17 protein-coding genes are annotated in these 24,720 nt (G+C 62.4%); 8 read left to right on the top strand and 9 right to left on the bottom strand.

Annotation, left to right across the window (positions count from 1 at the left end; genetic code table 11):
• Window positions 1-221 precede the first annotated feature (221 nt).
• Together R2C4_RS05460 and R2C4_RS05455 are read left to right on the top strand one after the other, a co-directional pair.
• Window positions 222-1,400 carry a DUF6538 domain-containing protein gene (locus R2C4_RS05460; protein ID WP_244940784.1) on the top strand — a complete coding sequence of 393 codons (1,179 nt, stop codon included), beginning with the start codon at window positions 222-224 and terminating at the stop codon, window positions 1,398-1,400.
• Between the two features lie 880 nt (window positions 1,401-2,280).
• Window positions 2,281-2,562 (top strand): hypothetical protein, encoded by a 282-nt coding sequence (locus tag R2C4_RS05455; RefSeq protein WP_141889877.1) that lies wholly within the window; start codon window positions 2,281-2,283, stop codon window positions 2,560-2,562.
• On the opposite strand, the gene R2C4_RS05450 is transcribed toward R2C4_RS05455, so the two are convergent.
• From R2C4_RS05450 to R2C4_RS05430, 5 genes are all read right to left on the bottom strand, one after another.
• Window positions 2,522-5,494 carry a type I restriction endonuclease subunit R gene (locus R2C4_RS05450; protein WP_141889876.1) on the bottom strand — a complete coding sequence of 991 codons (2,973 nt, stop codon included), beginning with the start codon at window positions 5,492-5,494 and terminating at the stop codon, window positions 2,522-2,524. The genes R2C4_RS05455 and R2C4_RS05450 overlap by 41 nt on opposite strands.
• Before the next feature lie 18 nt (window positions 5,495-5,512).
• The gene (locus R2C4_RS05445; protein WP_141889875.1) at window positions 5,513-5,902 is read right to left on the bottom strand and encodes a hypothetical protein; all 390 of its coding nucleotides are present in this window, start codon (window positions 5,900-5,902) and stop codon (window positions 5,513-5,515) included.
• On the bottom strand, window positions 5,899-7,191 hold the full coding sequence (locus tag R2C4_RS05440) for a restriction endonuclease subunit S (protein ID WP_244940822.1): 1,293 nt from the start codon (window positions 7,189-7,191) through the stop codon (window positions 5,899-5,901). Before R2C4_RS05440 ends, R2C4_RS05445 begins: the two co-directional genes overlap by 4 nt.
• Window positions 7,192-7,193: 2 nt before the next feature.
• Window positions 7,194-9,218 carry a type I restriction-modification system subunit M gene (locus R2C4_RS05435; RefSeq protein ID WP_141889873.1) on the bottom strand — a complete coding sequence of 675 codons (2,025 nt, stop codon included), beginning with the start codon at window positions 9,216-9,218 and terminating at the stop codon, window positions 7,194-7,196.
• A gap of 241 nt (window positions 9,219-9,459) precedes the next feature.
• Window positions 9,460-10,962 carry a hypothetical protein gene (locus R2C4_RS05430; protein ID WP_141889872.1) on the bottom strand — a complete coding sequence of 501 codons (1,503 nt, stop codon included), beginning with the start codon at window positions 10,960-10,962 and terminating at the stop codon, window positions 9,460-9,462.
• Between the two features lie 1,146 nt (window positions 10,963-12,108).
• Here R2C4_RS05430 and R2C4_RS05425 point away from each other — a divergent pair.
• Window positions 12,109-13,401, top strand: coding sequence for an O-acetylhomoserine aminocarboxypropyltransferase/cysteine synthase family protein (locus R2C4_RS05425; protein WP_141889871.1), 1,293 nt, complete (start codon window positions 12,109-12,111; stop codon window positions 13,399-13,401).
• A gap of 52 nt (window positions 13,402-13,453) precedes the next feature.
• On the opposite strand, the gene R2C4_RS05420 is transcribed toward R2C4_RS05425, so the two are convergent.
• Window positions 13,454-14,185, bottom strand: coding sequence for an SIMPL domain-containing protein (locus R2C4_RS05420; protein ID WP_141889870.1), 732 nt, complete (start codon window positions 14,183-14,185; stop codon window positions 13,454-13,456).
• A 177-nt stretch (window positions 14,186-14,362) separates the two neighbouring features.
• Between R2C4_RS05420 and R2C4_RS05415 the strand changes: the two genes are divergently transcribed.
• Window positions 14,363-16,915, top strand: coding sequence for a hypothetical protein (locus tag R2C4_RS05415; protein WP_244940783.1), 2,553 nt, complete (start codon window positions 14,363-14,365; stop codon window positions 16,913-16,915).
• A 142-nt stretch (window positions 16,916-17,057) separates the two neighbouring features.
• On the opposite strand, the gene hppD is transcribed toward R2C4_RS05415, so the two are convergent.
• Complete coding sequence (gene hppD, locus R2C4_RS05410; protein ID WP_141889869.1) at window positions 17,058-18,158, bottom strand: 4-hydroxyphenylpyruvate dioxygenase; 1,101 nt, start codon at window positions 18,156-18,158, stop codon at window positions 17,058-17,060.
• A 152-nt stretch (window positions 18,159-18,310) separates the two neighbouring features.
• On the opposite strand from hppD, the gene R2C4_RS05405 reads away from it, so the two are divergent.
• The 3 genes from R2C4_RS05405 to R2C4_RS05395 all read left to right on the top strand — a co-directional run bounded on the left by R2C4_RS05405 (window position 18,311) and on the right by R2C4_RS05395 (window position 22,044).
• Window positions 18,311-18,766: an Lrp/AsnC family transcriptional regulator gene (locus R2C4_RS05405; protein ID WP_008556450.1), complete on the top strand. Its 456-nt coding sequence runs from the start codon at window positions 18,311-18,313 to the stop codon at window positions 18,764-18,766.
• Window positions 18,767-18,831: 65 nt separating this feature from the next.
• Window positions 18,832-20,052 (top strand): PAS domain-containing protein, encoded by a 1,221-nt coding sequence (locus R2C4_RS05400; RefSeq protein WP_058284487.1) that lies wholly within the window; start codon window positions 18,832-18,834, stop codon window positions 20,050-20,052.
• Between the two features lie 102 nt (window positions 20,053-20,154).
• Window positions 20,155-22,044, top strand: a complete 1,890-nt coding sequence (locus R2C4_RS05395) for a monovalent cation:proton antiporter-2 (CPA2) family protein (RefSeq protein WP_058284368.1) — start codon at window positions 20,155-20,157, stop codon at window positions 22,042-22,044.
• Window positions 22,045-22,094: 50 nt separating this feature from the next.
• Here the strand turns inward: R2C4_RS05395 and cobT are convergent, their stop codons facing one another.
• Window positions 22,095-23,111 carry a nicotinate-nucleotide--dimethylbenzimidazole phosphoribosyltransferase gene (gene cobT, locus R2C4_RS05390; RefSeq protein WP_141889868.1) on the bottom strand — a complete coding sequence of 339 codons (1,017 nt, stop codon included), beginning with the start codon at window positions 23,109-23,111 and terminating at the stop codon, window positions 22,095-22,097.
• Between the two features lie 101 nt (window positions 23,112-23,212).
• On the opposite strand from cobT, the gene cobS reads away from it, so the two are divergent.
• Window positions 23,213-23,971 carry an adenosylcobinamide-GDP ribazoletransferase gene (gene cobS, locus R2C4_RS05385; protein WP_141889867.1) on the top strand — a complete coding sequence of 253 codons (759 nt, stop codon included), beginning with the start codon at window positions 23,213-23,215 and terminating at the stop codon, window positions 23,969-23,971.
• A 66-nt stretch (window positions 23,972-24,037) separates the two neighbouring features.
• Here the strand turns inward: cobS and R2C4_RS05380 are convergent, their stop codons facing one another.
• On the bottom strand, window positions 24,038-24,547 hold the full coding sequence (locus R2C4_RS05380) for a CarD family transcriptional regulator (RefSeq protein WP_008553660.1): 510 nt from the start codon (window positions 24,545-24,547) through the stop codon (window positions 24,038-24,040).
• Between the last annotated feature and the right edge of the window lie 173 nt (window positions 24,548-24,720).

Genomic DNA, 24,720 nt, shown 5'->3' with positions numbered 1-24,720 from the left:
GCCCCCTCAAATGTTGTTACGCTATTTGCCCGCAATTTGGCTGTGCCAACATGGAGCTAGTTGGGCCTGTCTGCAAGTTCAAAATATTGAATTTATTTATACTTTCGTGTTGTTTGGTTTTGTTGTTAGATTCCCATATGCCGTGTGGGGGCACCACCAATTTTTCTAAAGCATTGTGCCGCATCAGCTTTTGCACTTGGCAAGGCGAGGCGTAGTACATTTTGGAGTACAAATCTTCCCAGCATGTCTTCGTGAAAGAGGGCATCTTTTACTTCACCCGGCGTGTCCCGGCGGACCTTCGGAAGCACTATTCCTCCGCCAGGATCTCCTATTCCCTGAGAACCAGATCGCGTCCTGTGGCCTTGGCAAGAGCGGCCAGCGCCGCATTCAAGCTGGACGAATACTGGTACCACCTGCGGACCCAGGACGCGGACCTTCCCGGCAAGCATCTTCTGCGCCATGGCCTCCCCCGTCCCGTGCCGACGCCGGGAGACGGGCAAGATGTCACCACTGATGCTCTGAAGTTATCTGAGGCTGTGTTGACATACCTGCGCCTGAAAGGACTTGGCAGGCCGGAGACCTTCCGCCGGGCTGCACACCGCTCGTGCGGCTATGTAATCGACGTCTGCGGAGACAAACCTCTGCCGGACTACACCAAGGCAGACGCTAATGCCTTCCGGGATGCGCTGATCAAGAAGGGACTTGCCGGGAGCAGCATTACCCGGATCTTCGGCACTGTCCGCGCCGTGTTCAACTTTGCCGTGGCGGAAGAAGGGCTTTCCATCTCCTCCCCCTTTGCCAATGTCTATTATGATCGGAGTGCAGGCGTGGCCCTCCGCAGCCCCATCCCAGTGGATGTTGTCCGTGCCGTGCAACAGCAGTGCTACCAGATGGACGATGAAATGCGCTGGCTGGTGGCGCTGGTGGCCGACACCGGAATGCGGCTGGCGGAGGCTGCAGGTCTGCTGCGTGAAGACATTTTCCAGCTGGAGGATGGCAGATGGGCGGCCAAGATTACCCCGCACCCGTGGAGAAGCCTGAAGACTGACAGCAGCAGAAGGGTTGTTCCGCTGGCTGGTTCTGCAGAGTGGGCAGCCCGGCGCATCCACTCCCAGCAGGACGGAAACAAGTTCGCCTTTCCCCGCTACAACACCTCAGACAAGACCAGCGCCAATTCGGCCAGCGCCGCCCTGAACAAGTGGCTAAAGGCCTATGTGCCAAAGGGGGCTACTATGCACGGGTTCCGCCACTCCATGCGAGACCGGCTCCGTGCAGTGGAATGCCCAGCGGATGTTGCTGACCAAATTGGCGGGTGGCACACGGATGGGGTTGGTCAGGGATACGGCAGAGGGTACCCGCTGGAAGTCCTCAGAAAGTGGCTGGATAGAATTGCACCTTAGACGGCTGGAGCAGTACGTCTCCGGCTGACGACTACGCCTCGCCTTGCTCGTTGCAAAAGCTGATGCGGCACAATGCTTTAGAAAAATTGGTGGTGCCCCCACACGGTAGTTCTGCTCCCGTTACAGGCACCGCCGCAGCCACGTGCATCAGCAAAATAAGGGCTATCAGCCCCGTGCGGTTGCGGTCAACAGGCACGATTTGGTCTACGGGATGTACTACGGTCCAGAGAAGCCTTCTACAGACGGGGCCGTGGTCCCCGTGCTGTGGTCTGGCCTGCAAGGCCTTCAGGAGCTGCAGACTGCCCCGGGACCGCATGCAGGACTCACAGAGGACCGTAAAGCTGGCAGATGGCTCCCCCTACCTGGGAGCCGTTAATGCGCTGTATGACTCACACCGGTACGCTCTGCGGGCATTCTGGTTGCTGTAAGCGGCAAGGGGGGGCGAGTGCCACCCCCCCCCCGCTGGGATAGCGTATACGGCCCCGCCTCGAGATTTGGCTGTGGAGGTCGTCAACCGGCAGCAGGCACCCGCATCCGGAAATGTCCGAATGGGGTCTCTGGCCAGCCTTGACGGTTTTCCGAGCTACGGCGGGTGGTGAGTGCATATTCCTGCAGATCCTACTAGACCGCAAACGCCAATGCACAGGGTCGCCATGCCACGGGCTGGGAGGAGGCCAGATTGCCCGCCCGTTGGCTGGTCTGGATGTCCAGGAGGCAAGGCCACGGGGAAGGGCTGCAGTCCTGCAGGGTCCCTCAGCATCGGATCAGACGGCAGGAGTTGATGCTGCTAAGTCATCTTAGTATGGGGAAGGGCGGCCCCCAGGGCCGCACCTGACCCTCACATATGAGGTCAGTAACTGCTCCAGCCGAGGTTACAGCCGTGGTCACAAACGCACAGACGCAAGAGAATGCACGTGAACGCCGCTACCGGCGCTTCTTCCAGGTTGTTGACGGCCTGGTTGAGGAGATCCAAGGCCACCAGTGGAACGCCACCGGTAAGGCAAAGCGCCGAGTGCGGGGAGAGCAGCTTCTCAAGCTGCGGGCTTCCGTGGAAACCTTGATCCGTGACAGCGTGGCCGTGGTCTACCAGCGCAAGCGGAAGGGGGAGGTCAGACAGAACTTCAGGTTCGAATATCGTTGGCCATCCGCATCGCTCGATTGAAAAAGTGCCGGGTGGCTTGGTCGCGGGCAACCTTGTCCGTCATTACCGCACTCCGCATTTCATTGTCCTGCTGAAACATCCGCACCATCCCTTGGAAGAAGGCACGTTCGAACGCTCCATAGACGACATCAGCGGGGTTGTTTCGCATCATGTCCGTCATCTCGTCATCCATGATGTCCCGATTAACCCGCTCGAACCGGAGGAAGTCCTCCCTTGAGAAATTGGTCCCATGCCGCTCGTTGAAGGAGACGATGATTTCAGACAATGACCGCTCTTCCTCTTCCGAATAGCGGTTTGCACCGAACTCGGTGATGGCTGCCAGCTGGGTGGCATCACCAGGTTGGAGGGATGCAGAGCCTTCTTCGCGTTTCTGCACCCGAAATGCTGAGAGCTGCAGCATGTCCTCCGTGATCGAGATGTCTGCGGGGACTTCTCGTGACGGCAGCAGGCGGGACAACCACGAGACGTAAGCAAACAGCTTCTCGAGCCACGGATCCCCTAGGGCGACGATCTGGGCCACGAACGAGTAGAAGCGCGTGTAGCTGCGAAGGAGCTGCCGGAATTCCTCCTGCTGTGCCTCGTCGTCATCCATCTCGAAACGACCAACTGCTTCCTTTACCAGGCCTTCGAGGCGGATCCGGTCGTGGCCGCTGAGATTGCCTTTGAAGAAGGCTTCGGCAAAACGCTCAACATCCCCGCGAATGATGTATGTCGAAGAAGAAATCCGGCTTTCAAGATCGTAAATCTGATTGAGGTCCGTCCGTTCCTCCAGTTCCGTGGCTTCGAAGAAGGGGGCAAAGGCGTCACGGATCTCATCCATCGTGTTCTGGAAATCGAGGACAAAGGTTCGCTCCTTGCCCGAGTAGGTCCGATTTAGCCGGGCAAGGGTTTGGACCGCTTGCAGCCCTGCCAGCTTGCGGTCGACGTACATCGCGACCAGTTTCGGCTGGTCAAACCCGGTCTGGTATTTCTCAGCAACGACAAGCACCTGATAGTCGTCCGTGTCGAACCGCTGCGGTAGTTCCGTCTCCGGGAAGCCATTTGCTGCGGCCTCGGTCCAGTCGTTGTCGTCTATGCGCAGGTCACCCGAAAACGCTACCAGGGCTTGCAGGTCGGAGTATCTATTCTTGTCGATGTAAGCTTTGATCTGCTGCCAGTACCGGAACGCGTGTTCACGGCTTTGCGTGACCACCATGGCCTTCGCTTGGCCATCGAGTTCACTTCGCACATGTCGACGGAAATGCTCGATGATGATCTCAACCTTCTGGGCTATCGTCGTCGCATGAAGAGAAGCGTACCTCGCGACTGCCCGCTGCGCGTTTCTGCCCTTGAATGCTGGATCCTCTTCGATGGCCTTCTCCAGCTGATAGTAAGCTGAGTAGGTCATGTAGTTCTGGAGGACGTCCAGGATGAACCCTTCCTCGATAGCCTGTCGCATCGAGTAGAGATGGAACGGGTGCGGGTGACCGTCTTCGCCCACGCGGCCAAATCGCTCCAGCGTCACGTTCCGGGGTGTCGCCGTGAAGGCTAAGAAAGAGATGTTCTTCTGCGGGCCTCGCGCGGCTTGATGGGCAAGGATCATATCCTCGATGTCTTCGGAGGAGGTCTTCTCCCGTGTCAGCGCGTCGCTCATGGCTTGTGCGGCCTTGCCGGATTGCGAGGAATGCGCCTCGTCGATGATCACGGCGAAGTTGTTGGAGGACTGGCCTGAAATGGCCGCCAGATGCTCTGTGCCGAACTTCTGGATGGTGGTGATGATGATCCGCTTGCCCTGTTCGATGGCCTGTTTCAGATCACGGGAGGTGCCGTCGATTTTCTTCACCACGCCTTCGGTCTGGGCAAAGCCGCTGATCGTGTTCTGAAGCTGTCGGTCCAGCACTAGACGGTCAGTGACGATGATCGCCGTATCAAACAGGGGCTGGTCGGCCTCGTCGTGCAGATTAATGATCTGATGAGCGGTCCAGGCAATCGTGTTGGACTTGCCGGACCCCGCGCTGTGCTGGATCAGGTAGTTCTGCCCTGCGCCATTCACCCGTGCATCGGTCAGAACACGCCGCACAGCGTCCATCTGCTGGAACCGGGGGAATATCAGCACTTCCTTGCCGCCAGACCGCTCCAGATGGATGAACCGGCCAATAAGGTCCAGCAGCACTTCACGGGAGAAGACGGCCTTCGCACCCGGCAGGTCCTTGTAGAGGTAGGCCGCACGGTTTTCCCCCGGCACATCCGGGTTGCCAGCGCCGCCATCCCGCCCCCTGTTGAAGGGCAGGAACCGTGTCTTTCCGTTCATCAGCCGCGTGGTCATCGACACATTGTCCGGGTCCACGGCGAAATGCACGATTGCCCCGCGTTTGAACGTCAGTAGCGGCTCCCCGCCGGGGGACCGGTCCTTGCGGTACTGGGCCTCGGCGTGTTTGAAGGTCTGCCCGGTCAGGGGGTTCTTGACCTCCATCGTGGTCACCGGGATGCCGTTTACGAAGGTCACGACGTCGATGGCGTTAGCATTCTTCGAGGAATACCGAACCTGCCGCATCACCGACAGGATGTTGGCCTCAAACAGCCGGGTCAGCTCCGGGTTCAGGTTGGAGGCGGGCTTAAAATAGCAGAGGGAGAAATTGATGTTCGGGACCAGTTTGATCCCCTGCCGCAGCACCTGATGGGTGGGCTGATCCTTCAGGGCCTTCTCCAGCCGTTTAAGAACCTCGGCTTCAGCCTGAGTGCTGTAGTGGTCCACCAGCGTCTGCCAGGCCTCAGGCTGGGTGTCCCGCAGGAAGCGGAACAGCAGCTCGCGGTCCAATCCATAGCCCACATCGTAGCCAGTGGCGGGGTCCCTTTCGAGGTAACCCTGATCCGATGTCAGGCAATCCACGATATGGGCCTCGAAGACCTTTTCCTGGTGAATGTCGGTGGTGGTGTGCTGTCCGGTCAACATGGCGGTTCCTGAAAATTGCTAGGTCAAAAGGTGGGTCAAAATCTTTTCGGCATCCGATTGGGTCTTCACGCCCAGGCGGATGAGGTCTTGGCCATGAAAATCCTCATAGCCACGCAGGTTGCTGTTCGCGCCTTTCCCGTCGGGGCTGGCCCATTTCTCGCCTGTCCAAGCCTTTCGGGTAATCTTTACCCCGCCGGGAATGTTCGCGGGAGCCTCCGACGCCCGGACCCACATGTTCACGACCGTTTTGCGGTCCAGTTCGAAGCCAATCGGACGGCGTTTTCTCCGAGTGAGCCAGACCGATAGGTGGACCTGTTTGCTCGCAGACGTCTTCGGAACAGCCGGTTCGCAGTTCGCCCGAAGCTGCGCGGTGATGAATGCCTTCACATCGGAAATAGGATCGCTCATGCCTCCATCTCCTCCTGAATGGCATCCAGCCGCCGGTCCACGGTGCCGGACTTGGCGTAGGCCTGAACGTCGATCTGCCCCGTAACGGCAGCGGTGATTAGGGCGGAGCGGTATTCCTTGAGGCGTTCGATGGAGATATCGGTTTTACGACTCAACACGGTCGTTCTCTGCGACACAGTATCGAGATAGTCCGCAATCCTTTTCTGTTCATCGATTGGTGGAACCTTGAGGTACAACTTTGTGAACGCCCGGTTGGGCAGGTGTGTTTGGTTGAAGCCGTCGTTGTAGCGCAGCAGTTGGAGGTTTCGGTTCAACTGATAATAGAAGAACCGAGGATCTCCCTCCTGTACTGTGATCACACACACTCGCTGATTGATCGCATACAATTGGTTTCGATCTACAAGGAAGGCCCGTGCCAATGCGCGGCCGTTGGGCAGGTCACTCATCACCATAGCAATATCGTTCATCTTGGCCGGGGTCAGGTTTTTAGTGCATCGGCGGTACTTTTCACCATTTGTGGAGACGAAACGAGCGGTGACGCAAATGTATTCGCCATCCTCTTCGATGAATGGCTCATGCGCTTTGCCCTGAACAAAACGGCAGATAGTAGATAGAGGCTGTTCGCTCCAATGCTCGGCAAGGTCATCTCCGGCGGGAACACGGCTCGGTTTCTTCGAAACGCTAGGGTCCAGCCCCCAGGAGACACATTGCCGGACAGTTTCCTCTGCCTTCTCCCCCAGCAACGCCACCAACCGCCGCTTTTTCTCGATCAGCAGGTCAATTCTTGCGGTCTCGCGGTCCAGAAAGTCGGCAATCTGGCGTTGGGTCACGAGGTCTTGGACAGGAAATGGAAGGTTCCCAACTATTGTACCGTTTAAATTTCCAAGACCAGAGGTCGAGGTGGCGTAGACATTATAGTGATACCTTGCGACTGAACTGTTCAGTAGATGCCAGACATACCTTGGTGATGCGTCACGCTTGACGCGTATCCTTTGCATGAAGTTTGAAAAGACTGCCCCTAGCTCAGCAACGGTTTGGTCAGCAATGCTTGCCTTTCCGATGTGATCTGCACTGCCGCTCGACTTGGTAATAATGATGTCATTCAGATCGATTGTTTTGCTTTTCCGCTCAGATGCTGAAACGTGCCGCACAGCAGGGTCTGCAATGCGCCAAACGCCATTTGCCGACTGCTCCGTCGAACGCAGGACAATTGTGTCGTCGATCCCGGTAGGGTCATCGCCCCAACATCCGCCGTCGTTTCTCTCCAAGAAGTGTTTGAGGCGGTGCATAGTCACTCCACCACCTCCTGCAGCAGACCTGCAATCTCGGCTTCCAGCGCCTTCAGCTCGGCGTCGATCTCCGCCAACGGGCGGGGCGGCACGTATTTGTAGAAGTAGCGGTTGAAGTTGATCTCATAGCCGACACGGCCAACACCGCCATCCTGTGCGTCGGTGTAGCTCTCATCCACCCACGCATCGGGGACGAAGGGCAGAACCTCGCGCTGCACGTAGTCCCGCCAGTCTTCCTCCAGTGGCACCAGCTCGTGATCGCGCAGATCGGTGTCGGGTTCCGGCTTGCCATCCTTGCCGTTGCAGACCTTGGCGTCCTCGTCCCGCTCCGACAGGGCCGACAGGATCGCCTTCTTCACCGGGGCGGAGACCTTGAGGCCCGCTGCCTTCACCGCTGCTGTCAGGGCCTTTTCGAACTCGGTCCGGTCCAGCCAGCGTTTGCCCGCAGGGAGGCCTTCCCGCAGCGTGGTCAGGATCGCCGCCTGTTCGGCTGCGTTCAGTTTGGCAAAGGGCTTTGCCTCCTGCAGCGCTTGCAGGGCGTCTTCGGTTACCTTGAAGGCCAGTTTCAGGGGGCGTTCGACACGGATCTCCCGGTAGCCGAAGTCGGTGGTCTTGAAGACCTTGGAGTATTCGCCCCAGCCCGCCTCGCCATTCAGCATCCCAGCATAGATGCGGGTGATCTCGTCGCAGGCTTCCGCCGGGATCTCGCGGCGCTTGGAGCCGAGCGACTTGCGCATGGACTTCCAGAAGCGGTCGCTGCTGGCGTCGATCAGTTGCACCTTGCCCTGGCGGTCCCGTGTCTTGCGGTTGGTCAGCAGCCAGACATAGGTCTGAATGCCGGTGTTGTAGAACAAGTCCGTCGGCAGGGCGATGATCGCCTCGACCCAGTCGTTTTCCAGCATCCAGCGGCGGATCTCGCTCTCGCCCGACCCAGCACCGCCGGTGAACAAGGGGGAGCCGTTCATGACAATGCCGATACGGGTTCCCTGCTCGTCATCCCGCATCTTCGAGATCATGTGCTGCAGGAACAGCAACTGCCCATCTGAGACGCGCGGCAGACCGGCCCCGAACCGGCCATCCATGCCAAGCTCCTGCGCCTCAGCAACGATGCTGTCCTTGTACTTCTTCCAGTCCACACCGTAGGGCGGATTCGACAGCATGTAGTGGAAACCCCGGCCTTTGTGGGCGTCCTGGGTCAGCGTGTTGCCGAAGGCGATGTTCTCAGGGTTGTGGCCCGTGACCAGCATGTCCGATTTGCAGATGGCGAAAGATTCCGGGTTTAGTTCCTGCCCAAACAGTTCGACACGAATCCGCTCGTTCAGGGCCTTCATCTCCATTTCAGCAATGGACAGCATACCGCCGGTACCCGCCGCCGGGTCATAGACCTGCCGGATCACACCGCTGCCGGTCAGGGCGTCGTGGTCGTTGATGAGGAGCAGCGACACGATGAGGCGGATCACCTCGCGCGGGGTGTAGTGTTCCCCTGCGGTCTCATTGGAGATCTCCGAGAAGCGGCGGATCAGCTCCTCGAACAGGTATCCCATCTCTAGGTTCGAGATCGCCTCGGGGTGGAGGTCGATCTGGGAGAATTGCTCAAACACGGTGAACAGCAGTCCCGCGTCGTTCAGCCGCTTGAGCTGGTCCGTGAACAGGAACTTCTCAAGGAAGATGTCGCGGACGTTCGGGGAGAACTTGGTGACGTAGTCCAGGAGGTTGCTGTGGATGTCTTTGGCATCCTGCCCCTTCAGTGTGGTGAAGGAGAACCGGGACAGGTTGTAGACCTGAAGATTTTGGTCGGCAGTCCCAAACAGGATCGTATCGCGGGCCTCATCGTCAATGTCTTCGGGCAGGCTGTCGGCCAAGTCGAGGACGGCATTCTTGGTTCCTTCGAGAATGCAGTCCAGGCGGCGCAGGACAACGAAAGGCAGGATAACCTTGCCGTACTCCGACTGCTTGAAATCGCCGCGCAGTGTCTCAGCGATGGCCCAGACGAATGCACTCAGAGATTTGATGTCCGTTCTGCTCATATTCTCACTTTCTCGATTGAATAGCCCTTGGTTCGACTGCACGGCAATCGATGACGGGAGCGAGTAAGGCTACCTTCAGCATTGGCTGAACCGCTGTTTGGCAATCTGCTTCCAAGATTGGTTTTCCACTCCCTTTGAGCATATGGGTGACCGCCTGCGCAACCATAGAGGCAAGCAGTCACGTCTTGGCTCTGGCACTGTAAAAGAGCCTTCCCCGAAAGCTGGGAGATAGACGCCCAGATCAAAAAGTACCCAGAGACGCACTCGAGTAGAACGCATCCAGCCTCTTTTCGTGACCAGCACGGGAGGCGAGGATCTCACCAATATCCTGCGACACCTCAAGGCCGAAGCCCTCGGGGTCCTGCATTCGCTGCTCTTTAAGCTCGGCAAGAACCCGGCTGAGATCCGGCTCGACGAGCTTGAGCTTGGTCTCGACGCCACATACTTCCCGCAGTGCCTTTCGCATGCTGTCTTCCAGCAGGTCGCTATGCCCCTCGTGGACGAGAAAGCTGTCATGGATCGGCAGGATGGCGATGCCACGGTCGATGAAGTCGAGCATCACCCGTTCGGCTACATCGCTGTCCGCTCGCTGCAGGCGCTTACCGGCACCGGTATAGAAGTGATGGGCGATGGGTTTATGCGCTGCCAGCACGGCATCTGAAAGCTCCCGCCACTTCATGGAAAACTTGCCCGGCTCTACCCCCTTTGGGGCCTGCCGCAGCTCTTTCTCGGCATTCAGCATTGCGTTGAAGGCGGCTTTGACCGTGCTGCGCAATTCATTACCGCCCCGTGCCTCAACATCGGCGGCGAAGATGCCACGGTAGCAGTCTACAGGCGGCACAACACCTTCCTGGGCATATAGAAGCGCGGGGTGCAGGTTGGAGTAGTCAATCTCCACCATCCGCTTGCCATTGACGGTCAGGTGACGACGGTAGGCCTTTGGCACATTCTGCCACCAGCCCCCGTAAAACCGGCCTCCGGTCGCCAGGTCATTGTCATTGAAGACACGGTGGAGAGTTCGCCGGTCCAGCGCCAGAGGCTTCGCCCCGTCGGGGTCCTCTGCCAGCCGAGCCTGCAAATCTGCCAGTTCGGCATCAGGGATATGCAGGTCATACCAGCGGGTAGCCAGCACCCGGTTGATCCGGGAAAGGTTATCCGCCATCTGCTGCACCTCTGCGGTCACGGGAGCAGCGAACAACTCGTCCGGGCCATCCGCACTCTTGATCCGCACCTTAATGGGGGCATGACCTCGCTCAGGAGGCACGATCACGGGGAACACTTCCTGCTCTCTGGCTGTGAACTTGCTGATGAGGTGGTCAGTGGCCCTGAACCGGGTGAGGCGGCTGCGGTTAGACCCGTTCTTCCTGCCCTGGCGGTCGTGAACGCCTCGTTGGGTTTGCTCCAGATATCCCAGCTCCAGCATTCCCTGATAGGCCCGCTCGACATGGATGCTGTAGGTCAGATCCGCGGGCGAGGCCTCACCGCCATACCAGTTCCTGTTCAGGTGGACAGAGGCTTCCCCCTTCCGCTTGCGCTGGTAGACCACGGCCACGCTGTCACGGATCAAGGTTTCCACGGAAGCCCGCAGCTTGAGAAGCTGCTCTCCCCGCACTCGGCGCTTTGCCTTACCGGTGGCGTTCCACTGGTGGCCTTGGATCTCCTCAACCAGGCCGTCAACAACCTGGAAGAAGCGCCGGTAGCGGCGTTCACGTGCATTCTCTTGCGTCTGTGCGTTTGTGACCACGGCTGTAACCTCGGCTGGAGCAGTTACTGACCTCATATGTGAGGGTCAGGTGCGGCCCTGGGGGCCGCCCTTCCCCATACTAAGATGACTTAGCAGCATCAACTCCTGCCGTCTGATCCGATGCTGAGGGACCCTGCAGGACTGCAGCCCTTCCCCGTGGCCTTGCCTCCTGGACATCCAGACCAGCCAACGGGCGGGCAATCTGGCCTCCTCCCAGCCCGTGGCATGGCGACCCTGTGCATTGGCGTTTGCGGTCTAGTAGGATCTGCAGGAATATGCACTCACCACCCGCCGTAGCTCGGAAAACCGTCAAGGCTGGCCAGAGACCCCATTCGGACATTTCCGGATGCGGGTGCCTGCTGCCGGTTGACGACCTCCACAGCCAAATCTCGAGGCGGGGCCGTATACGCTATCCCAGCGGGGGGGGTGGCACTCGCCCCCCTTGCCGCTTACAGCAACCAGAATGCCCGCAGAGCGTACCGGTGTGAGTCATACAGCGCATTAACGGCTCCCAGGTAGGGGGAGCCATCTGCCAGCTTTACGGTCCTCTGTGAGTCCTGCATGCGGTCCCGGGGCAGTCTGCAGCTCCTGAAGGCCTTGCAGGCCAGACCACAGCACGGGGACCACGGCCCCGTCTGTAGAAGGCTTCTCTGGACCGTAGTACATCCCGTAGACCAAATCGTGCCTGTTGACCGCAACCGCACGGGGCTGATAGCCCTTATTTTGCTGATGCACGTGGCTGCGGCGGTGCCTGTAACGGGAGCAGAACTACCGTGTGGGGGCACCATCACTTCAGATACCCACTTGTTTCTGCTTCGGATTTTGCAGCGCGTATAACACAGCAGCCGCCGCTGGAACTCATTCTGACTGCCGCATCTGCACCGAAAGCCAGGCCGGCTGATCCGGCAGCCGGACGCCAGGTATTCCGGTAAAAGCGGATCTGGCCTTCCCGCCCGCAATCGCAGGCTGCAACTCAGGCGCTGGAGCCTGCTTGCCGCGCTGAACCTCCAGTTTAAAACCGGCTGTGAACTGCAGGGCAAACCGCAGCCCGGCCCCGTTTCCGCTGCGGCATTGGCGCGATTGCCTTCTGCCCGCAGCCATGCTGTTGTGCGCGCGACGCAGGAGAGTTTTCAGGGAGACCCACTCATGACCGATGCCCCGTCTTATGGCTTTGACACCTTGCAGATTCATGCTGGCGCCAAGCCGGACCCGGCCACTGGCGCGCGGCAGACGCCGATTTACCAAACCACCGCTTATGTCTTTCGCGATGCCGAACACGCTGCGGCCCTGTTCAACCTGCAGGAGGTCGGGTTTATCTATTCCCGCCTGACCAACCCTACGGTTGCGGTGCTGCAGGAGCGGCTGGCGACGCTGGAAGGCGGCGTTGGCGCGGTCTGCTGCTCCTCCGGCCATGCGGCGCAGATCATGGCGCTGTTCCCGCTGATGGGGCCGGGCTGCAATGTGGTGGCCTCGACCCGGCTGTATGGCGGCACCGTCACCCAGTTCAGCCAGACCATCAAGCGTTTCGGCTGGTCGGCGAAATTCGTTGACACCGACGATCTGGACGCGGTCAAGGCGGCGATCGACGGCAACACCCGTGCTGTGTTCTGCGAATCCATCGCCAACCCGGGCGGCTATGTGACCGATATCCGGGCGCTGGCGGACATCACCGATGGCGCCGGCATCCCGCTGATTGTCGACAACACCTCCGCCACGCCGTACCTGTGCAACCCGATTGCCCAAGGGGCCACGCTGGTGGTGCATTCGACCACCAAATACCTGACCGGCAACGGCACCGTGACCGGCGGCTGCGTGATCGACAGCGGCAAGTTCGACTGGTCTGCAAATGACAAGTTCCCGTCCCTGTCGGCGCCGGAGCCGGCCTATCACGGCCTCAAGTTCCACGAGACCTTTGGCCCGCTGGCCTATACCTTCCACGGTATCGCCATCGGCCTGCGCGATCTGGGCATGACGATGAACCCGCAGGCGGCGCATTACACGCTGATGGGCGTCGAGACGCTGTCCCTGCGGATGCAGCGCCATTGCGAAAACGCGCGCAAGGTGGCCGACTGGCTGGAGAACGACGACCGGATCGATTATGTGACCTATGCCGGGCTGCCGTCCTCGCCCTATTACGAGCGCGCCCAGGCCTGCTACCCCAAGGGCACCGGCGGGCTGTTTACCTTTGCCGTCAAGGGCGGTTACGAGGCTTGCGTCAAACTGGTGGATTCGCTGGAGATTTTCAGCCACGTCGCCAACCTGGGCGACACCCGCTCGCTGATCATCCACTCCGCCTCCACCACCCACCGGCAGCTGACGCCGGAGCAGCAGGAAGCCGCGGGCGCGGGCCCCAACGTGGTGCGCGTGTCCATCGGCATCGAGGATGCGGACGACCTGATCCGCGACTTGGACCAGGCGCTGGCCAAAGCTTGCGGCTGAGACACGGTTTACCTGAAAGAGAAAGGCCGGGCGCCCTGCCCGGCCTTTTTCGTTATTCGCTTGCCGCGCCGCCCGGCTCGGCCATGTCGAACACCACCGAGACATTATGGGTGAAGGTCAGCTCGCCAGCTTCGACCGGCATCGCCTCGCTGCGGGCCATGTCCATGGCCATCATCGGACGCGGCCCGCCACCGCCGCCGTTCTCGGTGATTGTGCGCACCGGGCCCAGCTCCATGCCGGCGGCTTCGGCCAGCTGCTGCGCTTTGCGCATCGCATCCTTGACCGCCTCGCCGCGGATCCTGTCGGTGACCGCGGCGGTATCCTCAACGCCAAAGCTCAACCCCTGGAACTGGTTGGCGCCCGCGGTCAGCACTGTATCCAGCACCGGCCCCAGACGGTCCAGATCGCGCACCCGCACCATCAGCGTGTTCGACGCCTGAAAGCCGGTGATCTCGCGCCGGCCGCCGTTGTCGTAGGAGCGGTCCTGCGACCAGACCGGATGCATCGCGATCTGCTGGGTCTGCATGTCGGCACCAGCGATGCCGCTGTCCTTCAGCTGCGCGATCACCGCCCCCATCGCCTCGGACACAGCCGCCATGGCAGCCGCGGCTTCCTCGGCCTCCTCGGTCACGCCCAGGGTGATGGTTGCCAGTTCCGGCGCCATCTGCAGGGTGCTTTCGCCATTGACCGTGATCTGCCGCGGGGCGGCGGCTTCGCTTGCGGCTGCAGCGCCTGCCCCCATCGACAGCATCAGTGCGGCGGCCAGAAGTTTCCTTGCTTTCATCTTCAAAAGCTCCTTTTACGAATGCCCCTTAGATGGGGACGGCAAACTGCCGCCCGCAAGCCCCGCCGTCAGTCTTTTCCTTTAACTCGGCAATCTCCTGCTTTAAGGTCCGCGGCAAAACACCGGGCGCGTCGGGCGGCCCCGGGCAGTATGGATTTGGATGGTTTGACCCACGGCATGAAACCGGCTTTTGCTCTTTCGCTTTCCGCTGATGGTATTGCGCTTCTCTATCGCGCCGAAGACGGCTGGCGGCACGTGGGCAGCACCCCGTTTGACGCCGGGGATCTGCCTGCTGCGCTGGCGGACATACGCGCCGATGCGCTGCGGCTGGCGCCGGACGGCGTGTTCAGCAAGCTGATCCTGCCAGAGGACCAGATCCGCTATCTGACATTGGAAACCGGTGAGCTGCCGGCAGAGGCGCGGATTGCCGCCGCCAGGGCTGCGCTGGAAGGGGCGACGCCCTATCCGGTGGATGAGCTGGCCTTTGACATCAGCGCGGACGGCAGCCTGACCCATGTTGCCGCCGTGGCGCTGGAAACGCTGGACGAGGCGGAAACCTTTGCGGTGGAGCATGGATTTGGCCCGGTGAGCTTTGTCGCGGCACCCGAAGACAGCGGATTTCAGGGCGAGCCGTTCTTTGGCACCACCCGTGCGATCCGCGGCACCGAGGTAGAGCCCGACAGCGAAGCGGTAGAGGTTGCCGGCCCGGCCAAGCTGCCGGCGCCAGTGGCAGAGGACACGGCAGAAAACAGCGCGCCCGCCCCGGCAGAGAACACACCGGAGCCGTCCACGGACACTGCCGCCGAACAGCCGGCGGAGCAGCAGCCGCCCGCTCCGACCGCCAGCCTGGACCCGCCGCAGCCGCCCCAGGCGCCCGCACAGGAACCGGACGCGGAAGCAGCAAAAGAAGACGCGCCTGTGGATGCCCCGGCGCTGCCCGCCGATGCGAAGGCACCGGTCAGCCTTCCGCCTGCGCCGCCGGCACCGGCAGCCGGCGGCTCCGCGCAGGAGGGCAACGGGTTCTCCAGCATCCGCAGCAAAGCTGCGGCCGCAAACTCCTCTGCTCCGCCCGTTCAGGGTCCGGCGCCGGCGCCTGACCGTATTCCGCCGCCTCTTGCGGCGAAACCGCTGGGGGCCGCTGTTGCGGCCAAGCCCGCGGATCAGGCCGGCGCCGCCGCGCCGCAGCCAAAGATCCCGCCCGCCCCCGCAGCGCTGCGTGAAGCTGCCGCAGCTCCGGCCCCGCCGCCCAAGGAGGATGCCGGCAAACCGGCAGCCAAAGGCAAGCCGCGCTACCTTGGGGTGATCCTGACGGCCCTGCTGCTGCTGTTCATGGCCACCGTCGCGGTTTGGGCGGTATTCGGCGAAAGCGGCTTCTTCTCGGACACGCCTGCTGAAGACAGCCGCCTAGCACCCGAAGGCGCCCCCGGCAGCCCCCCGCCGGACGGGACAGACAGCCCGGCCGCCGTGGTGCCGCAGCCCGGCACGGATGCGGATGATGCCGCCATCGCGCCGCAGGTCAGCGTGCTGGCGGATCAGCCCGACCCCGGCGTGCAGGTCCTTGGCGCTGCCGCGGATGCCCCCACTGGCGAAGCGGCCCTGGCGGACGTGCTTGACAGCGGGCAGGAGCCCTCTGCCGAAGACGAAGCTGCCGCGGATGGCGCGGAGCTGCCTGACGAGACCGCTGAGGCTGACGCGGCAATTCCGGACGCGCTGGAGGACTTCGAAACGGAGGAAGGCTTGGCGGTGCCTGCCGCCCCGGCGCAGGCACCGCAGCAAGAGCCGCTGGACGAATTGGCCTTGGCTGCGCGCTATGCCGCGACCGGGGTATGGCCGGTTGCGCCGGATCTTGGAACCAGCCCCGCTGCGCCTGGCCTTGATGAGCTTTATACCGCCTCCATTGACCAGCCGGACATCGCCGCCGATGCAGTGGCGCTGCCGCAGCCGGAGTCCTTTGCCGGGGATGACAGGCTGGCGGCGATTGCCTCCCCCGCCGTGGCGGGTGCGGACTTTGACCTGGACGCCCGCGGACTGGTCAAGGCCAGCCCCAAAGGCACACTCAACCCCGACGGCATCAGGGTCTACCTGGGCCGCCCGAAGAAGGTGCCGCCGCGCGCACCGGAGCGCAGCGACCCGGCCGCCGAAGCCCTGGCCGAAGAGGTGGCCCGCAATCAGGTGCTGTCGCGCAAGCGCCCCAAAGCCCGGCCCGCGGATCTGGAGGAACAGACCGAGCGCGCCCGGCTGGGCGGCCTCAGCCGGGCCGAACTCGCCTCGCTGCGCCCGCGCCAGCGCCCGGCCAGCGTGAAACCGGCCGGGGAAGAGCAGATGGCGGCCACCGCCCTGGCCATTGCCGCCTCGGCGGTGCCGCGCGAGCGGCCTGCGAATTTCGCCAATCTGGTGGACCGCGCCCGCCGCAATGCCCAGAACCAGGTGCAGACCGCCGCCGCCGTGCCCGCCGCTGCCGCTGCTGCCGCGCCGCGCATCCCGACCGAAGCGTCGGTCGCCCGCCGCGCCACGGTCAACAACGCCCTCAATCTGCGCAAGCTGAACCTGATCGGGGTTTACGGCACCGCCTCTGACCGCCGCGCGCTGGTCCGGCTGCCGTCGGGCCGCTACATGAAGGTGCGGGTCGGCGACCGCATCGACGGCGGCCGGGTGATTGCCATTGGCGAAAGCCAGCTGCAGTACCAGAAAGGCGGCCGCAACCGCACTCTGAAGATGCCCAACAGCTAAGCATCCGGGCGGGACGGCATTTTGCCCCTGCCCACTACCACCAGCCCCCGGTCTGCAGGCAGCCGGGCCCCGAACACGCAGACGAACACGAAAAAGCCGGGCCCGCAGTGCGGACCCGGCCCTGTCACTCAAGCGCCGGCGGTTACTCGGCGGCCTGGATCTCGCCGTTTTCGATCTGCTCCCGCTCGATCGATTCAAACAGCGCCTTGAAGTTGCCCTCGCCGAAGCCGTCGTCGCCCTTGCGCTGGATGAACTCAAAGAAGATCGGACCGATCACGGTCTTGGAGAAGATCTGCAGCAGGATCTTGGTCTCGCCGCCGTCAACCACGCCTTCGCCGTCGATCAGGATGCCGTGTTTCTTCATCCGGTCCAGCGGCTCTTCATGGCCCTGCACGCGCTCGTGGCTCAGGTCGTAATAGCTCTCCGGGGGGGCAGGCATGAACTTGATGCCGCGCTCCGAAATCTCATCGGTCGAGTCATAGATGTTCTCGGTGCCGACGGCGATGTGCTGGATGCCCTCGCCCTTATACTTCTTCAGGTAGGAGACGATCTGCCCGGTTTCGCCGCGGTCCTCGTTGATCGGGATCCGGATACGGCCGCAGGGCGAGGTCAGCGCGCGGCTCAGCAGGCCGGTGTATTTCCCTTCGATGTCGAAGAAGCGGATCTCCTTGAAGTTGAACAGCTCGCCGTAGAACTTGAACCACTTGTCCATGTTGCCCTTGTAGACGTTGTGGGTCAGGTGATCGAGGTAGTAGAAGCCGACGCCGCGCGCCTTGGACTGCTTCAGCCACTCGAATTCCTCATTGTAGGGCGAGGTGTCATAGTACTGGTCGATGAAGTAGATCAGCGAGCCGCCGATGCCCTTGATCGCGGGCACGTCCATGGTCTTGTCATCGCCGTCATAGGCTTCGGCGCCCTTGGCGACGGCATGTTCGAACGCCTTCTGCGCATCGGCCACGCGCCAGCCCATCGACGGGGCGCAGGGGCCATGCTCTGCGACGAATTTTTCGGCAAAGCTGCCGGCCTCGGCATTCAGGATATAGGTGATGTCGCCCTGCTGCCACAGCTCGATGCCGGGCTTTTGCTTGTGTCGGCCGACCAGCTCATAGCCCATCCGGGTGAACAGGTCCCGCAGTTCCTGCGGCTCCGGGCTGGCAAATTCAACAAATTCAAAGCCATCGGTGCCAGCGGGGTTTTCCGGGGTAATCTCGGATTTCGGGGCATTGTGGGGGAACGGACCCATTGCGCGTCTCCTTCATCTGATGTGGGGACAGGATTAAATCTTGCGCCAAGAATACCGCATTTCCGATACAGGTTTTCCGCGTAGTTTAACGCGCGCCGCTTGCTTTATGCGCAGGTTTTTCACATTCTTCCTGAAAAACGGAGAAATCCCGCATGCTGGATCCGACAGACACGAAACTTCTCGCGGCGCTGCAAAAAGACGCGCATCTGACCGCGCAGCAGCTTGGCGAACTGCTCAACCTGTCGCCCAGCCAGGCCGGGCGGCGGCGCCAGCGGCTGGAGGCGGAAGGCTATATCGAGGGCTATGCGGCGCGGCTGAACCCGGCCAAACTGGGGCTTGCGGTGCAGGGGTTTGTGCAGGTGCATCTGGGCAGCCACGGCCCCGAGCAGTCCAAGGGGTTCGCCCGGCTGGTGGCCAGCCAGCCGCAGATCACCTCCGCCTGGACGATGACCGGCGAAGCCGATTACCTGCTGCGTGTCTACTGCGCCGACCTGCAGGCGCTGAACACGCTGATTCACGAAATTCTGCTGCCGCACCCGGGCGTTTCACGCGTCCAGAGCCAGATCGTAATGGCACAATTAAAACGAGATGCGCCGCTGCCAACTTAACTACTCGGGAAGGGTTTGGGCGTAAGACGAACGCAACGACTACTCAAACAGAAGTGGAATTTGCCGTGTCTTTTGTTGACCGCCGTGTTGAAACGCGCCCAAGCAGCGGCGAGGCTCCCTTTGGCCTCCATGAAGTGTTCTTCTCCAGGACTGACGGCCGGGGCGTGATCCAGGCCGGGAACTATGTTTTCCGGCGGGTGGGCGCCTACCCCTGGGAGGAGCTGATCGGCGCGCCGCACAAGCTGATCCGCCACCCGGACATGCCCAAGGGCGTGTTTTCTTTGTTCTGGGACACGATCCAGCGCGGCGACCCCATGGGCGCCTATGTCAAGAACAAGTCCAAGGACGGGCTGTACTACTGGGTGTTTGCCGTGGTTGTCCCCTGCCAGGACGGCTACCTCTCTGCCCGGATCAAGCCCAGCAGCAAACTGTTCGGCGAGGTGCGCGCCTTTTACGCCCAGATGCTCAAGCGCGAGAAAGACCAGGGGGTCAAACCTGAGGACAGCGCCCAGTACCTGCTCGACTGGCTGGGCAGTCACGGCTACGAGAATTACCACCAGTTCGCCGCCCACGCGCTGAGCCAGGAGCTGATCGCCCGCGATACCGGCCTCAGCAACCAGCCGCACGCCCGCATCCGGGAACTGACCGGCATGCTGCGCAATGCCGAAACCCTGGTCGAGGAAACCGAAGGTCTGATCGCCGATTTCGACGCCATGCACACGATCCCGCACAACCTGCGGGTGCTGGCCTCGCGGATTGAGCCGTCGGGCGGACCGGTCACCGTGCTGTCGCAGAACTATGGCTCCATGTCGCGCGAGATGTCGGACTGGTTCGCGGCGCATGTGATGGGAAAGAACAGCAACTTCGCCAAGATCAAATCCTCCGTCAACAACAGCCTGTTTGTCGAAGGCATGGCGCGGATCCTGATCGAATGCGACAACCAGCTGCAAAAAGAACGCCGCGAACTGGGCAATGTCGACATGGAGGCCGAGCGCAAGATCCTCGGCGATTTGGTGAAGGACCAGGTCAAGCGCTCGCAGGACGGCATGAAGGAAGTCGATCAGGAAGCCGAGCGCATCACCAGCGCCTGCCAGGTCATGCACCGGCATTTCCTCGGCCTCAGCTCGACCCGGGTGCTGCTGAAGATCGAAAGCGCCAGGCTGACCGATTCTGGTGAAACCCTGGCAGATATCATCGACCAGCTCGGCGGTTTCCAGGAGCGGATTTCGCGGCGGCTGGACCGGATCGGCAAGCTCAGCGAAGAAATCCGCCTGCTGGAGCAATAATTCCGCGGCGCCGGCCCCCGGCAGGCGCCGAATTGCCTTATCAGCGCGCCGCAGCTGCCAAAGCCATTGCCAAGGTACCGGCGCGCTTGCGATACCTTCTGTATGGAAGAGTTTTTTTACCAGGCAACCGTTTATCTGGCAGCCGCCGTCATCGCGGTGCCGCTGGCCGCACGTCTCGGCCTTGGCTCGGTGCTGGGCTACCTGGCGGCGGGCATTGCCATCGGCCCGGTGCTTGGCCTGACCGGCACCGAAACCGAGGATCTGCGCCATTTCGCGGAGTTCGGCGTGGTCATGATGCTGTTCCTGATCGGGCTGGAGCTGGAGCCGCGCGCGCTGTGGGCGATGCGGCACAAGCTGCTGGGACTGGGCGGCATGCAGATTTCGCTGTCCACCCTTGCCCTGATGGGGGCAGCCATGGCGATGGGCCAGCCCTGGCACGTCAGCCTGGCCATCGGCCTGGCGCTGTCGCTCTCTTCCACCGCGATCGTGCTGCAGACGCTGTCCGAAAAGGGATTGATGCGCACCGGCGGCGGCCGCTCGGCCTTTTCGGTGCTGCTGACCCAGGACATTGCGGTGATTCCGATACTGGCCTTCCTGCCGCTGCTTGGCTCTTATGCAATCCCGCAGTTCTCCAGCGATGGCTCCATCATTCTGGAAAGCGACAGCCACGGCGCGGGCCACGGGTCCTTGTCACTGGTGGACGGGCTGCCCGGCTGGGCGGTGACGCTGGTCACCCTCGCCGCCATTGCCTTTATCATCCTCGCGGGCATCTACCTCACCCGGCCGCTGTTCCGCTTCATCCACGCCTCCAACCTGCGCGAGATGTACACCGCGCTGGCGCTGATGATCGTGGTCGGCATCTCCTTCCTGATGACGCTGGTCGGCCTGTCGCCGGCGCTCGGCGCCTTTCTGGCGGGCGTGGTGCTGGCCAACTCGGAATTCCGGCATGAACTGGAAAGCGACCTCAACCCCTTCAAGGGGCTTCTGCTGGGGCTGTTCTTCATCACCGTCGGCGCAGGCATCGACTACCGCCAGCTCCTGGCGGATCCCGCCGACCTGATCGGACTGGCCGCGCTGGTAATCTTTGCCAAGGGCGCAGTGCTGTTTGCGGTTGGCCGCGCCTTTGGCCTGCGCCGCCGCGGGCTGTGGCTGTTCACCCTCAGCCTGGCCCAGGCCGGGGAGTTCGGCTTTGTGCTGCTCACCTTCTCGCGCCAGCTGAATGTGATCCCGGCGGCCCTGTCGGAAAAGCTGCTGCTGGTGATTGCCCTGTCGATGCTGATCACGCCGCTGCTGTTCATCCTCTATGACTTCCTGTCCAAACGCATGGCCGACGCCCGCCAGGAGCACGAGCCGGACGAGATCGACGAGGAAGGCCCGGTCATCATCGCCGGCATTGGCCGCTTCGGGCAGATCGTCAACCGGCTGGTTCAGGCCAGCGGTTTCAAGACCGTGGTGCTGGACCACGACATGGAGGCGGTGCAGCTGATGCGCCGCTTCGGGGTCAAGAGCTTTCTGGGCGACCCCACCCGCCCGGAGCTGCTGAAAGCGGCCGGCATTGCCAAGGCCAAGGTGTTTGTCGTGGCGCTGGATGATCCCGAAGGGGTGGTCAAGATGGTGTCCCATGTGCGCCGCGCCTATCCGGACCTGCACATCATCGCCCGCGCCAAGGACCGCAACCACGTCTATGAGCTGTATCAGGCCGGCGCCGACGACATCGTGCGCGAGCTGTTCGACAGCTCGGTCCGGGCGGGCCGCTACGTGCTGGAGAACGTGGGCCTCACCGAATACGAGGCGGCGCAGGCGGCGCAGACGTTCTACAATCACGACCGCCAGAACCTGCGCGATCTGGCCGAGCACTGGGTCCCCGGCACCCCGGCCAGCCAGAACCCCGCCTATATCGAACGGGCGCGGGAACTGGAAAAGGCCCTCGAAAGCGCGATTTTCGAAATGGCGGAGCGCAAGCGGAAGAAATCCTCCGAGGCCGCCGAATAAAAAAGCCCCGGCGCAGGCCAGGGCTTCGTTTTAGCAACTGAGACAGGCGCTCAGCCGTCCGAGACCCCCGCCTCGGCAAATGTTGCCATACCGCTGTGACAGGCAATCGCGCCTTTCAGCACCTGGATCGCCAGCGCCGCGCCGGAGGCCTCGCCCAGCCGCAGACCCAGCGACAAGAGCGGCTGCTTGCCCAGTTTGCCGAGCAGCACCGGATGGGCGCCCTCGGCGCTTTGGTGGCCCGCCAAGGCGTGGTCCAGCGCCCCGTCTGCGGTTTGCAACAGGCAGGCGGCGGCGGCGCAGCAGATGAAGCCGTCCAGGATCACCGGGATGCGCAGCACCCGGGCCGCGGCAATGGCACCGGCCATGGCGGCAATCTCGCGCCCGCCAAGGCAGGCCAGCGCATCCAGCCCATCCCGGATGGCGCCCTTGTGCAGCGCCACGCCTTCGGCCACCACCCGGGTCTTGTTGGCAAGACCGGCATCATCCACGCCGGTGCCGCGGCCGGTCCAGTCAGCCGCGTCTCCGCCGAACAGGGCACAGGCCAGCGCCGCCGCCGGGGTGGTGTTGCCGATGCCCATCTCGCCGACCACCAGCAGGTCGGCGCTGGGGTCCACTGCGGTCCAGCCCGTCCGCAGGGCGGCCAGCAGCTCATCCTGGGTCATGGCCGGGCCTTGGGTGAAATCACCGGCCGGGCGGTCCAGCTCCAGCGCGTGCACATCCATGCGGGCGCCTGCCAGCTTGGCCAGCTGGTTGATCGCGGCGCCGCCGTGCTGGAAGTTGATGACCATCTGAGCGGTGACTTCCGGCGGAAAGGCCGAAACGCCTTGCGCTGTCACGCCGTGATTGCCGGCAAAGACGATCACCTGCGGCGCGGCGATTTCGGGCCGGTCGCTGCCGCGCCAGCCGCCGTACCAGATCGCCAGGTCTTCCAGCCGCCCCAGCGCGCCCGGCGGTTTGGTCAGCTGGCTGTTTCGGGCGGCAGCGCCCTGCAGCGCGGCCTGGTCCTGGGCCGGCGCAGCAGCCAGTGCGGCGCGGAAATCATCAAGGGAGGAAAGCTGTGGCAGCATGTGAAAGCCTCGTTGCATCTGAGCGGGTGACGCGGATAAAGCGGTTGGCAATCTGTTTAACCGCTGGCGGCAGTGCCGCAAGCCCCGCAATAGGCCCGTAAATGCGAAAAAACGACATCCAGGCAAATGACGTGCTTCTGGCGCTGGTGCTGCTGACCCGGCTGCCGCTGCCGCATCTGCCGCCGCAAGCGTTTCAGCGTCAGGCCAAGGCAGTCTGGGCGTTTCCGCTGGCCGGGCTGGCGGTGGCCCTGCCCGCAGCACTGCTGGCCGCGCTGGCGCTGGCGGCGGGCCTGCCGGCGGCGGTGGCCGCCGGGCTGGCGCTGGCAGTTCAGGTGCTGCTGACCGGTGCCATGCATGAGGACGGGCTGGCCGATACCGCCGACGGGCTGTGGGGCGGTTTCAGCCGCGAACGGCGGCTGGAGATCATGAAAGACAGCCGCATCGGGGCCTACGGGGTGATCGCGCTGATCCTGGGGTTCGGCCTGCGCTGGACCGCGCTGGCCGCCTTGCTGCAGGTTGCAGGCCCCTGGCCGCTGCTGGCGCTGGCGATGATGAGCCGGGCGGTGATGCCCGCGCTGATGGCGGCGCTGCCCAATGCGCGATCGGCGGGGCTGTCGCAAACCGTGGGACGCCCCCGCGCTCTGCCCTGCCTTCTGGCCGCAGGGCTTGCAGTATTCCTGTCATTGCCTCTGATTGGCGCGGCGGCCTTTGGCACCGCCCTGGCAATGGGTGCAGCCGCTATGGGGCTGGGCGCGCTGGCCAGGGCCAAGATCGGCGGCCAGACCGGCGACATACTGGGCGCTTCGCAGCAGATGGCGGAAATTGCGGGGCTGCTCGCTTTGCTCGCCATCTGCAGCTGAGCCGGACGGGCATAAAAAAAGGCCGCGCCTTCTCAGGCACAGCCTTTCTGTCTTGTGATCGGCTGATCAGGCAGCGCGGGAGGTCAGAACCTCGTCCACCTGCTTGGCAGCGGCGATCTCATCATTGCCGGAGACGGCGGCCACTTCGCGGGTCAGGCGCTCCAGCGCGGCCTCATACAGCTGGCGCTCGGAGTAGCTCTGCTCGCGCTGATCGTCCGTGCGGTGCAGATCGCGGACCACTTCGGCGATCGAGATCAGGTCGCCGGAGTTGATCTTCTGCTCATACTCCTGGGCGCGGCGCGACCACATCGCGCGCTTCACCTTGGCCTTGCCCTTGAGCGTCTTCATCGCCTGCTCGATCACATCGGGCGAGCTCAGCGAACGCATCCCCACTTCGGTCGCCTTGTTGGTCGGCACCCGCAGGGTCATCTTGTCCTTTTCAAAAGTGATCACGAAAAGCTCCAGCGCAAAGCCGGCCACTTCCTGCTCCTCGATCGAGATGATCTGGCCAACGCCATGCGCCGGGTAAACCACGTAATCATCGGGGCGGAATTCGAGCTTCTTCGACTTGGTCATACAGGTTTTTCCTCACTCACAGCCGGGCGGCACCGGCATTAACGCGAAAAAGCACCGGACTCCGGCCAGTTCGTCTGGACCAGTCCCCGGGACATTTTCTTCGCAGAAATACCGCCCAAAGTACGCACCGCTTAAGGCGTGCGCCCGGGGCGGACTCCGATTTCTTTTGCCTA

The organism is Leisingera aquaemixtae (assembly GCF_006740765.1).
GTDB lineage: Bacteria > Pseudomonadota > Alphaproteobacteria > Rhodobacterales > Rhodobacteraceae > Leisingera > Leisingera aquaemixtae.
The sequence above is the reverse complement of the archived record's forward strand: the minus strand, read 5'-3'. Positions and strand labels throughout refer to the sequence as shown.

Bases quoted from the DNA above. Each gene is read 5' to 3' on its own strand.
- R2C4_RS05405 (WP_008556450.1), top strand. From the start codon at position 18,311: ATGCTGGATCCGACAGACACGAAACTTCTCGCGGCGCTGCAAAAAGAC.
- R2C4_RS05425 (WP_141889871.1), top strand. From the start codon at position 12,109: ATGACCGATGCCCCGTCTTATGGCTTTGACACCTTGCAGATTCATGCT.
- R2C4_RS05445 (WP_141889875.1), bottom strand. From the start codon at position 5,902: ATGAGCGATCCTATTTCCGATGTGAAGGCATTCATCACCGCGCAGCTT.
- cobS (WP_141889867.1), top strand. From the start codon at position 23,213: ATGCGAAAAAACGACATCCAGGCAAATGACGTGCTTCTGGCGCTGGTG.
- R2C4_RS05450 (WP_141889876.1), bottom strand. From the start codon at position 5,494: ATGTTGACCGGACAGCACACCACCACCGACATTCACCAGGAAAAGGTC.
- R2C4_RS05395 (WP_058284368.1), top strand. From the start codon at position 20,155: ATGGAAGAGTTTTTTTACCAGGCAACCGTTTATCTGGCAGCCGCCGTC.
- R2C4_RS05380 (WP_008553660.1), bottom strand. From the start codon at position 24,547: ATGACCAAGTCGAAGAAGCTCGAATTCCGCCCCGATGATTACGTGGTT.
- R2C4_RS05420 (WP_141889870.1), bottom strand. From the start codon at position 14,185: ATGAAAGCAAGGAAACTTCTGGCCGCCGCACTGATGCTGTCGATGGGG.
- R2C4_RS05435 (WP_141889873.1), bottom strand. From the start codon at position 9,218: ATGAGCAGAACGGACATCAAATCTCTGAGTGCATTCGTCTGGGCCATC.
- cobT (WP_141889868.1), bottom strand. From the start codon at position 23,111: ATGCTGCCACAGCTTTCCTCCCTTGATGATTTCCGCGCCGCACTGGCT.
- hppD (WP_141889869.1), bottom strand. From the start codon at position 18,158: ATGGGTCCGTTCCCCCACAATGCCCCGAAATCCGAGATTACCCCGGAA.
- R2C4_RS05415 (WP_244940783.1), top strand. From the start codon at position 14,363: ATGAAACCGGCTTTTGCTCTTTCGCTTTCCGCTGATGGTATTGCGCTT.
- R2C4_RS05440 (WP_244940822.1), bottom strand. From the start codon at position 7,191: ATGCACCGCCTCAAACACTTCTTGGAGAGAAACGACGGCGGATGTTGG.